General features: G+C 39.4%; 10 protein-coding genes. 9 read left to right on the top strand and 1 reads right to left on the bottom strand.

Annotated elements, in window-relative coordinates; genetic code table 11:
- From ACTIE6_RS06785 to rfbD, 9 genes are all read left to right on the top strand, one after another.
- A partial coding sequence (locus ACTIE6_RS06785; RefSeq protein ID WP_439555913.1) for a glycosyltransferase occupies positions 1-992 on the top strand: 992 nt, incomplete at its 5' end.
- 37 nt (positions 993-1029) lie between these two features.
- Positions 1030-2238: a glycosyltransferase gene (locus ACTIE6_RS06780; RefSeq protein WP_439555912.1), complete on the top strand. Its 1209-nt coding sequence runs from the start codon at positions 1030-1032 to the stop codon at positions 2236-2238.
- Positions 2239-2255: 17 nt separating this feature from the next.
- A complete protein-coding gene (locus tag ACTIE6_RS06775) occupies positions 2256-3404 on the top strand; it encodes a polysaccharide pyruvyl transferase family protein (protein WP_439555911.1) in 1149 nt (382 codons plus the stop codon).
- An 11-nt stretch (positions 3405-3415) separates the two neighbouring features.
- On the top strand, positions 3416-4843 hold the full coding sequence (locus ACTIE6_RS06770; RefSeq protein WP_439555910.1) for a Coenzyme F420 hydrogenase/dehydrogenase, beta subunit C-terminal domain: 1428 nt from the start codon (positions 3416-3418) through the stop codon (positions 4841-4843).
- 3 nt (positions 4844-4846) lie between these two features.
- The gene (locus ACTIE6_RS06765) at positions 4847-5425 is read left to right on the top strand and encodes a putative colanic acid biosynthesis acetyltransferase (protein ID WP_439555909.1); all 579 of its coding nucleotides are present in this window, start codon (positions 4847-4849) and stop codon (positions 5423-5425) included.
- Positions 5426-5466: 41 nt separating this feature from the next.
- Entirely contained in the window at positions 5467-6336 is an 870-nt protein-coding gene (locus tag ACTIE6_RS06760) for a glycosyltransferase family 2 protein (RefSeq protein WP_439555908.1), read from the top strand.
- A gap of 97 nt (positions 6337-6433) precedes the next feature.
- Positions 6434-7684 (top strand): WcaI family glycosyltransferase, encoded by a 1251-nt coding sequence (locus ACTIE6_RS06755; RefSeq protein WP_439555907.1) that lies wholly within the window; start codon positions 6434-6436, stop codon positions 7682-7684.
- A gap of 281 nt (positions 7685-7965) precedes the next feature.
- On the top strand, positions 7966-9333 hold the full coding sequence (locus tag ACTIE6_RS06750; protein WP_439555906.1) for a sugar transferase: 1368 nt from the start codon (positions 7966-7968) through the stop codon (positions 9331-9333).
- Between the two features lie 163 nt (positions 9334-9496).
- A complete protein-coding gene (rfbD, locus tag ACTIE6_RS06745; RefSeq protein ID WP_439555905.1) occupies positions 9497-10348 on the top strand; it encodes a dTDP-4-dehydrorhamnose reductase in 852 nt (283 codons plus the stop codon).
- A gap of 73 nt (positions 10349-10421) precedes the next feature.
- Here the strand turns inward: rfbD and ACTIE6_RS06740 are convergent.
- Positions 10422-11218 (bottom strand): capsule assembly Wzi family protein (locus ACTIE6_RS06740; RefSeq protein WP_439555904.1); only part of this gene is annotated, 797 nt, incomplete at its 5' end.

Raw genomic sequence — 11218 nt, 5'->3', positions numbered from 1 at the left:
ATATAGATATTTTTTGTTATGAAGACATCAATACTATCGAAAAGTCTGAAAAGAGACAAGGTAAGATAGATGTTAAGCAGGTATCATCTGTTAAGTTGGGTCCGATAGTAGTGTACAATCCATTTGTATTCCTAGATCTGAAATACGATACGCTTGTCTTGATGTTGAACTTCTTACATCTGACTAGCTGGCTATTACTAATTCTTAAGCCTTTACACAGAAAAAAGATCATTCTATGGGGACATGGTATCTCGGTTAAGAGATATATAAATGAGCAGCAAAAACCAAGTATATTTCTCAAATGGATGATATATTTTGCTGATGAGATATGGTTTTATACAGATCAGGAACGATCGATGTGGGCTAAAATCTTCCCCCTCATGAAAGCAGTATCTTTGAACAATACAATTTCTGACGTGGATGAGATACTGATACTTCCTGAACTTGATAAACAAACTTTACGAAACAAATATCAAATCAGGCAGCCGATAATCTTTATCTTCTGTGCTCGCTTTACAAATCCTTATAGAAGAATTGATTTATTACTCAGTGCAATAAATCGATTAGATACCCAAAAGTTCGGCTTCATAATTATCGGTGATGGGAAGTTAAAACCGGACCTAAGTAATTATAAAAATGTGTATGATTTTGGTAGTGTTTACGATAAAAATATAAAGAGGGAGCTTTTTCAAATGTCGGATATCTATTTTCAACCTGGCTGGGTAGGTCTATCAATTGTTGAGGCGCTGGCATATGGTAAACCGATTGCAACATTTCGTCGGAGTCCAAATGTTTTACAATGTGTTGAGTACGGCTATATCAAAGATGGATTCAATGGATGGGTTTTCGATGATCTTTCTGACTTTGTAGAATTTACGTCAACCGTCCACAAGAGCGATATATTAACCTTTTCAGAGAACGCTAGGGAATATGCTCGTGAAAATCTCAGAATGGGACATATGGTTAATGCTGCTGTTAGCACCTTACTCTAATCATAATTTGAGCCGTTTATAACGCTCAGTAAATACTATGAAAGTCTTACGAGTAACATCAAGTATGAATCCAAAGGTTGGTGGTCCTTGCCAAGGAATCAGAAACATCATACCTGCGTTAAAGCAATTGGATGTAGAGAATGAGGTCGTCTGTCTGGATGATCCTGACGATGCTTATCTTGGGCGCGACACATTTCCAATTCATGCAATTGGAAGAGCAAAAGGTCCATGGTCCTATAATCCCAATCTCGAAAGATGGATACTATCTAATGTTCATAGGTTTGATGTAGTAATTATTCACGGACTTTGGCTTTATTCCAGCTTTGCCACTTGGAGAGCAGTTCAGAAATACAGAAGGCTTAATCCGACTAAAAACATAAAAATCTATGTAATGCCGCATGGGATGCTGGATCCATGGTTTCAAATCGCAAAAGGTAGAAGGCTTAAAGCGCTGCGAAACTGGCTTTATTGGACTATAATTGAACGTAATGTAGTGAATGGTGTAGATGGCGTGTTATTTACCTGCGAACAAGAATTACTACTAGCGAACAATGTATTCAGTACATATGCTCCAAGAGCAAAAATCAATGTGGGCTATGGTATTCAACCTCCTCCTGAGCATACCACAGCAATGGATCAGGCATTTGCTTCTGCTTGTCCCGAAGTTAAAGAGGAATCATACCTATTGTATCTGAGTCGGATACATCCCAAAAAAGGCACTGATAAGCTTGTCAAGGCATATCTAAACCTGGAGAGAAAAGGCGCAAAATTGCCCAAACTTGTTGTAGCGGGGCCTGGGAAGGACACTGAATTTGGCATGAGCATTGCTAGGATGGCCCTGGAAAGTCGGAGCATTTATTTAACAGGTATGCTCGCAGGCGACGCAAAGTGGGGAGCTTTGTACAATTGCATGGCCTTCTTACTTCCAAGTTTTCAGGAGAATTTTGGGATTGCGATTGTAGAAGCACTTGCCTGTTGCAAACCCGTATTGATATCGGACAGAGTAAATATATGGAAAGAAATTTCATCAGGTAATGGCGGGTGGATCTTATCCTCGCTTGATATAGAAGACATTGAAAGACATATTCTGAAAATTGTTGAGCTGGATCCGAAGGATCTTAAAGCTTATCAAGAATCTGCCTTCAATACATACGAAGCTCAATTTCAAATCGGGAACAAAGCCGAGCTATTTAAAAAAACCATTATGGAAATCACTCTTCCAAGAGAAACTGATAAGGCGTTTTAATTTCGGAGCACGAATCTATGAAAACCAAACGGATAGGAATAATAACATTTTTGAATGCAAACAACTATGGTGCAGAGCTTCAGGCTTACGCGCTGAATCGAAAGTTAGAGCTTCTGGGATATGACAGCGAGATTATCAATTACTTATTCTACAAAAACCCAGACTACATTGCGGAAGAGAAAGCTAAACCATTGATTCCGCTTTCTCTGAAGACCCGAGTAAAAGATCTTATTTTAAAATACATCGACAAATTAAGCATCTTACTAAATCCTACCATAGCAGAAACCCGTCGTAAGCGATTTAAGGAATTTCATGCTGTACATACAAAGACCTCCAAGGTGTACACAAGATATTCAGAATTATATCTCGCGTCTCATCTCTACGACGTTTATATTGTAGGTAGCGACCAGGTTTGGAATCCAAATAACTCAGCTAACCTAGAACCTTATTTTTTAACATTTGCCCCTGCGGGTTCTAAGAAGTTATCCTATGCGTCTAGCTTTGGTGTTAGCAAAATAGATACTAAGCATCATGCTTTTTACCAAAAAATGCTCACTAATCTAGATTATGTATCTACGAGAGAAGAAGTGGGTGTTAAATTAATTCGGGAGATGTCTAACCGCGAAGCGACTCACGTAGTTGACCCTACACTGTTACTTCAAACATCTGACTGGGAGAACATTCTGGTTCCCTACAATGAGTCTGAGCCATTTATATTAATTTTTGTTTTTCGTAATTCAAAGTTTATAACAGATTTTGCTCTACAACTACGAAAGGTCACTGGATACAAAATTATCAGAATCTGTCCAAATGAAATGAAGGTTGATTCTAATCTAGATATCCTTAATCTGAGAGATCTGGGGCCGCTTGAATTCTTAGGAGTATATCAACGTGCATCAATCGTTTTGACAACTTCTTTTCATGGAACTATATTCTCCTTAATATTTGAGAAACCTTTTTACACAATAACTCCCGCGGGAAAAAATAATAATAGCAGGCAACAAGGGCTGCTTTCATTGGTTGGTCTTTCAGACAGAATAATCGAGGAAGGCAGCAACTATCCTGATATTACCCGCACTGAGATCGACTTTAAGCCTGTAAAGGAAATTCTTGAACGGGAAAGAGAAAATTCTGTTAAATACCTGATGAATTCTATCGAGAACTAATTAACTATCAAATGGAGAATACCATATTAAATAGCAACCCAATTAGGAAAGTTGTTGAAGGAGGATATTGCGTTGGGTGCGGAGCTTGTGCTTTTGTCCAAAAGAAAAACATGATAGTTAATGAATTCGGCGAATACGTACCTGAGGAATCTGTCATGTCTAATGAACTGGACTTTGATAATTTCAAGAAACTTGAGTTTGTTTGCCCCTCCCTGAATCCCGAGCATAATGAAAATGTGCTAGCCTCAACGTTTCTCGACAAAACGCAGAAATTTAGTGACCACATTGGCTACTATCAGAGCGTTTATGGTGGCTATGTACGGGAAAGAGATTTTCGTGATTCAGGAACGTCAGGTGGATTCGGAACATGGGTAGGTGCTGAATTACTTAAGCAAGGACATATTGATGGGGTTATTCATGTTAAAGAACAACACCGGGCTTCCCCCTTGGCGCCGTTTTTTAAATATGGCATCAGCGAGTCTTTGGCAGAAATACAATCAGGATCAAGAACCAAGTATCATGTAGTTGAAGTCTCCGAAATACTCAAGCTTATCAAAAGCAAACCAGGAAGATATCTGTTTATGGGCTTGCCTTGTATGGTGAAGGCTATACGACGGGTACAATTGATTGACGAAGATGTCGCCAATAGCATAAAGTACACTGTTGCGCTAGTTTGTGGACATCTTAAGAGTATCAACTGGACACTTTCATTAGCTTGGGGGAAGGGCGCCGCTCCTACAAAACTCCAAAGATTTCAATATAGAACCAAGGAAGATGGTATATCTGCCCGAGCGTATGTATTTAAAGCATTCATCAAAAACAATGAACAAACATCTGAGATTCTTGCAGATTCAGGTGAGGTAACCGGCGGCAAATTCAATCAGGGAGCTCTGATGTTGCCCGCCTGTAATTTTTGTGATGATTTGGTTGGAGAGACTGCTGATCTTACAATTGGAGATGCATGGCTGCCGAGGTATGAAATTGATCCTAACGGTACTAACTTACTTATCGTTCGAAATGCTACAATCGAACGTCTACTTAGTACTGCCTTAGCAGAGAACAGAATACATTTAGACAACCTCTTTGAAAAAGATGCCATCTACGCACAATCTGGTGGATTCCGTCAGAGGCGTGAGGGTCTTTCGCACCGTTTGAAATTAGTAGACAATGCTGGTTATTGGCGACCTGTTAAGCGAATAACTGCAACACAATTCGCTCCACCTCCCCTTCGGAAGATGATCTATAATATGAGATCCAAGGTTACGGCCGATTCCCGATTAGTTTTTAGGGATGCACTTAAGACAAACAACTATGAGCTCTACAGGGCAGCTATGAACCGGCAATTAAAAACCCTAAGGTTTCTGGAGATATCTAGCTCGGCTGTACGAATCGTCAGCAAGAAGTTGGCTTCGTATAAAATTAAGCTACTAAAAAGATAATCTATGTCCAATGACCAAGATGTGCCGCCTCTTCAATCGGCAAAGAATATGACTGAGGCCAGATACAAATTTTCTACTAGAAACAAGATTGCCCGTGTTGCTTGGAAAATTGTGTACTTTCTCCTCTTTAGACCATTTTCATTACGCCCTTTTCGCAAGTGGAGAATCTTTCTTTTAAGGATATTCGGTGCACAGGTCAGCTGGTCTTCAACCATTAGTTCAAGTGTAAAAATCTGGGCTCCATGGAATTTAGCAGTTGGTGATTTTACCTGTATAGGCCCTGGTGTTGATTGTTATAATCAGGGTAGAATCACAATCGGCTCTAATGTAACTATTTCACAAAAAAGTTATTTATGTGCTTCAACACACGACTATACCTCTTTTGATCACACAATGATCTTTAAACCTATAACGATAGAGGATCGGGTGTGGGTTGCTGCTGACGCATTCGTCGGTCCGGGTGTGACAATTATGGAAGGCGCTGTAGTAGCTGCTCGTTCTGTAATCAGCAAGTCTGTTGAAAAGTGGGTGGTTGTCGGCGGTAATCCTGCCAAGATCATCAAAAAACGTGAGCTCAGCTAAGCATTATAACCTCACTATCCCATCTCAAATCATAAGAAGAAATGCAATCAGCCGAGCTAGACCTTACAATTGCTATACCTGCAAAGAATGAAGAAAAAAATCTTGCGAATTGCCTGAATGCAATTGGAAGAGGTTTTGCAAAAGAAATCGTACTAATTGATTCGAATAGTACTGACAATACCAGATTAATAGCAAGAGAGTTCGGTGTAAGAACGATTGAATTTAATTGGGATGGTAATTTTCCAAAGAAAAGAAACTGGTATTTGCGGAACCACACACCTACTACAAAGTGGATTTTATTTTTAGATGCAGATGAGTATTTAACCGAAGAATTTAAAACGGAACTTAGACATAAGTTGACCAACGAAGATAATGTTGGATATTGGCTTCGATATACCATCTATTTTCTAGGCAAGGAACTTAAAGGAGGGTACCCATTAGACAAGTTGGCCCTATTTCAGGTGGGTAAAGGTGAGTACGAAAGGATAGATGAGAGTCAATGGAGTCAAATGGATATGGAAATTCATGAACATCCGATACTAGAAGGTCCTGTCGGACGAATCAAGAGTAAAATTGATCATCAAGATCTGAGGGGCGTATCACACTACGTCAAAAAGCACGATGAGTACTCCAGCTGGGAAGCAGCCAGATTTTTAAAGATTGCAGATAATAAAGCCCTTTTTCAATCTTTTACATGGAGGCAGAGACTCAAATATAAGCTTATGAATACGCCGCTACTGGGGCCTCTATTTTTCCTTGGCGGATTCTTCTTATTAAGAGGATTTCTTGATGGAGCCCGAGGCTTCACCTTTGCAATTTTAAAGGCTTCATACTTCGTTCAGATATACTGTAAAATTCAAGAGTTTAAAGCATCAAGTTCCAAGACAAAGCCCAGCAAGGCTCTGGAATAATAATGTTCAAGCTTGACATTAGCCAGAGCATAAAGTATGAGTTAGCTGCAATCAATATTCACCATCAGCAAAATGGTCCTGTAATGAAAATACGATAATGATGAGAGTACTGATAAATGGAATCAATTACGCTCCTGAACTTACAGGAATAGGGAAATACACCACAGAAATGGCTGAATGGCTAGCTAATAATGGACACGACGTAACTGTAATTGCGGCATTCCCATATTATCCTGAGTGGTCCATTCATAATAACTATCGCAATCGTTTATGGCACAAAGAAATTCGCAATAATGTTACTATTTACAGATGTCCATTGTACGTCCCCAAGAATGTTAACTCCAAAAAGAGAGTACTACATGAATTCTCCTTTTTTCTGAGTATGATTCCAGTATGGTTGTATATTGCCTTTAAGATCAAATTTGACATTGTAATTTCCTTAAACCCACCGTTTCACATTGGTTTGATTGCTGTTGCGTATACTAAGTTATTTAGCAGTAAGTCAATTCTCCATGTTCAAGATCTTCAAGTTGATGCTGCAAAAGATCTAGAGCTAATTAAAAGTAAGTTCTTCCTAAACATCATGTTTCGTGTTGAAAGATTCATCATGCAACGAGCCTCTCTGGTAACAACTATCAGTTCAGGTATGAAGAAGAAAATTCAGCAGAAAGGGCTACCAGAATCGAAGGTTCACCTATTTCCAAATTGGGTTGACGAAACATTAATTCGTCCGCTTCCTATGAAAGATTCAATGAGATCATCACTAGGCTTTTCAGAAGAGGATAAAATTATTTTGTACTCAGGTAACATTGGTGAAAAACAAGGTTTGGAAATCATTGTTGATGTTGCGAGCTCACTTGCTCATAGGAGTGACGTTCACTTTGTAATCTGCGGCGCAGGCGGAGGTAAGGATAAGTTGGTCAAGCTGGTGGCCAATTCAAATTTAGGTAATATACATTTCTTTCCGCTACAGCCTATGGAATTGTTTTCGCAACTACTTGCCATGGCTGACATCCACTTGGTCTTGCAAAAACAATCAGCTTCTGACCTGGTTATGCCTTCAAAACTTACGGGAATTCTGGCAGCTGGTGGATGCGCGATCGTGTCAGCTGTACCAGGCACTAGCCTTTATGAAGTAGTACAAGAAAATAACTTAGGCATCCTAGTTACGCCAGAATCTGTGTCCGACTTACTTGATGGAATTACTATGGCTCTCAATATGGATCTTACTGAATACAGGATGAACAGTAGAAGGTATGCAAGTGCTCATCTATCGAAAGAATCCGTGCTCCGAAAATTTGAGTCGAGTTTGTTTGAGCTTAGGAATAAAACTATTGGCAGAGTATAAAAATTACTTGATAGCCACAAATTCAAAATCAACCAATGTTTGTACTTGGACAGCCAAATCATTGATTTTTATCTTCAGGAAGTTTGATCTCCAGGATTAAACCGTATCGTGTAGTTGAGTCTACGATTGTTTCTAGATAGGCTTTATTTCTATAAAAATGAGGTGAATAATTGGTCGTTTTTCTTAAAATTATTATATTGCTTTCAGCTATTTTTTTCATAGCTTGTATCCGATAGGTATGATACTACCTGGGAAAAATTAAAATTACTCAACGTTATATCATGAAAAATCACTACATGGGCCTTCTACCAAAAGTTCATCTGTGGGCGGATGTTCTCTTGCTTAACCTATCTTTCTTCTCTGCCTATCTGTTTCGCTTTGATGGATTTTCTGAGATTTTCAAAAATCAGTATGTGAATTTGCTGCTGGTTGCGAACTTGATGTGGATCTTGACAATTTATTTCCTGAAAACATATCAATTTTCACGGTTGTCGTATAACTGGAATACACAACTTGCCAAGTTTTTCAAAGCAGCAGTAGTGCATGCTGCCGTAATGATGGCGTTTCTATATCTCACTAAGCAGGGTGAGGATTATAGCCGCTATCAATTTCTGATGACTTATGGCTTGTTTATGTTGATGTCTGCTTTGCTTAGATCCGCAGCTGTATTGATTCTTAAAGTTTACAGGCAGGCTGGATATAATTACAATCGCTTCGCAATTGTTGGTAAGGGAGATTTGGCATCGCTTATCCGTGAGTTCTATGGCGAACGCAGAGAGCTGGGTTATCGCTACTATGGAATGTTCGAACTTGGGGCGACAGACACTCCGGTGCAAGATTTGGAAGCGTTTGTTAGAGAAAAACAACTTGACTATGTCTATTGCTGCCTGAATGAAATGACTGATGAACAAGTAAGAGAGATTATCAAAATGGGAGAACGTCAGAGAACACAAATACGTCTCGTTCCTGACTTCCGTGGATTTATGACTAACATGGCGACGATTGAATACCACGACATGTATCCCATTATACAGGTTAACACCAAACCATTTTCAAGCTTTAACGAACAAACGCTAAAGCGCACCTTTGATCTTGTATTTTCTATAATAGTTATGATCCTAGGAGCTCCAATATTTTTCTTCGTTTGGGCAGCAATAAAAATAACTTCTCCGGGTCCGGTTTTTTTCAAACAGCTTCGCTCAGGTCGTTGGGGAGAGATGTTTTATATATACAAATTTCGCAGTATGTATGTAGATGCAGATAAAATGGGGCTAAAACATTCACAAGGTGATAATGATCCAAGAATCACTCCAATCGGACGTTTTTTACGTAAGTCTAGGTTAGATGAATTACCGCAATTTATCAACGTTTTAAAAGGTGAGATGTCTGTTGTAGGTCCACGCCCACTCTTTAAATATGACGTCGATATGCTGATGGAGGCAGCCCCTCATGAATTTCAAAGATTGCTCACTGTGAAGCCAGGTATTACATCTATCGGTCAAATCAATGTGGGATATGCTGACACTGTCGCAAAAAATGTTGAACGGCTAAAATACGATTTGCAGTATTTAAAGTCATATAGTGTTTTTGATGATGTGAGACTCATTTTCAGAACTGTACAGGTGATGGTCCTTGGTAGAGGACAGTAGTTCAGGCCAGAAATGACTGAAGATTAGAAAAGCCCGTCTATTAATTTAGGCAGGCTTTTCTAATCTTCAACCCTACTTTAAATAATCAATTCACATTCTCAGCAGATTGACACGATTCATTATCTATCTTTGGTGATATAAAAATTGATTACAATTAAACTTAATGAAAATACTTATTCTTGGCGCGTCTGGCCAACTTGGTAGTTGCCTTAGGAAGGTCGCAGACGAGCGTAATTTAACAGAAGTTTCCTTCCCTAGTGAGCAGGATGCTAACATCTTGTCCGAGGACATGCTAACTAAGCTATTTGAAACTGAGAATCCTACTTATGTTGTGAATTGTGCTGCATATACCGCAGTAGATAAAGCTGAAGATGATCAGGACCTATGCCGCAAAGTGAACCGAGACGGGGCACGGAATATCGCTAGGCTGTGCAAACAATATGATTCAACGCTTATTCATATTAGCACGGATTTCGTATTTAAAGGTGATATCCCTAAATTACTCTCTGAGGATGATCTAACAACGCCTGAAAACATATATGGACTTACCAAGTTAGAGGGAGAGGGCGCTATCAGCGAAATACTTCCCGAGCATTTTATAATACGTACTAGTTGGCTATATTCTGAGTATGGCAGCAATTTTGTAAAAACAATGCTAAGGCTTGCACAAGATAGGAGTGAGCTTGGAGTGATTGTAGATCAGGTTGGTTCACCTACTTACGGCATTGATCTGGCAAATGCTATCTTGGATATTGCAGAATCTGGAAGCAGGGAATACGGTATTTATCATTATAGCAATGAAGGTGCGGTCTCCTGGTATGATTTCGCAAAAGCAGTGTTCGACCTTAGCGGAACAACTATTAAAGTAAACGCGGTGAAAACATCCGAATACGTTACTAGAGCAAGCCGGCCTGCTTACTCGGTGATGGACAAAACTAAAATCAAGCGAACCTTCTCCCTACATGTCCCTTATTGGAGAGACAGCCTTGATCAATGCATAAAGCATTTGATTTAAAAACATCTGTATGCTCAAATCTATGAACCCATCTAATATATGAATCAAGGATGGGTTCATAAATGATATTCGTTTAAAAGGAAAAGTCCTTTCTTATTGATAGCATACCTCCTATTGAATTGTCAAATAACTCTCCTCTATCAACTGAAATTGAAGCCTTGACAGTAGAGCCTCCAAAAAGGGTAACTGGTTGTTCTATACCCACAATCCCCGAAAATTGGTAAATCTTGCCAGGAAATGGTGCGTCGTAAGTTCCTTGGTTGCTTGAATACGACAATTTGGTTAACCATATTGTTTGACTTATCCGACCTTTCAGGCCAACATGTGAGACCCAAACCCGATTATTGTTTGTAAAAAAATCCGCATACCTTGGCCAGCTATTTTCCGTTTGCGCAGAAATAAATGGTGTTCCCATTCCGCGTCCATAGTATGACCAGCCGTCTCTAACCTGTGCATTATTGAAATAATCATCCTTCCCTCTAATGCCATTACCAGTTGAAGTTTGGCTTCCTCCCTGACTTTTAGTATACAATAGTTCCAATGTAAGTCGATCCAAAAGAAATCCTTTTTCTACTTCGTTCTTAAATGTAAAAGCAACTCCATTTAACCCATCTTTAATATTATTCAGATAGAACAAAGATCCATCCTCAACCAAACTCTGTCTATACATTAAAATATTTAATTTACTAAAATTGAATTCAGCGCCAGCATCAATACTAGCAACATGGTTACCGATGCGATTCTTCTCGTCGAAGTTTGTCAAATTGGCTTGCCCGGTCGGCCTCATGCCAGTTACTGCCAGCCAGTAATTTTTAAGCCCCCGCGGCATCTGCCCATCAACCGTAAAATACGGACTCTTCCCGCCCCATT

Source organism: Dyadobacter sp. (assembly GCF_051859145.1).
Taxonomy (GTDB): Bacteria; Bacteroidota; Bacteroidia; order Cytophagales; family Spirosomataceae; genus Dyadobacter.
The sequence above is the reverse complement of the archived record's forward strand: the minus strand, read 5'-3'. Positions and strand labels throughout refer to the sequence as shown.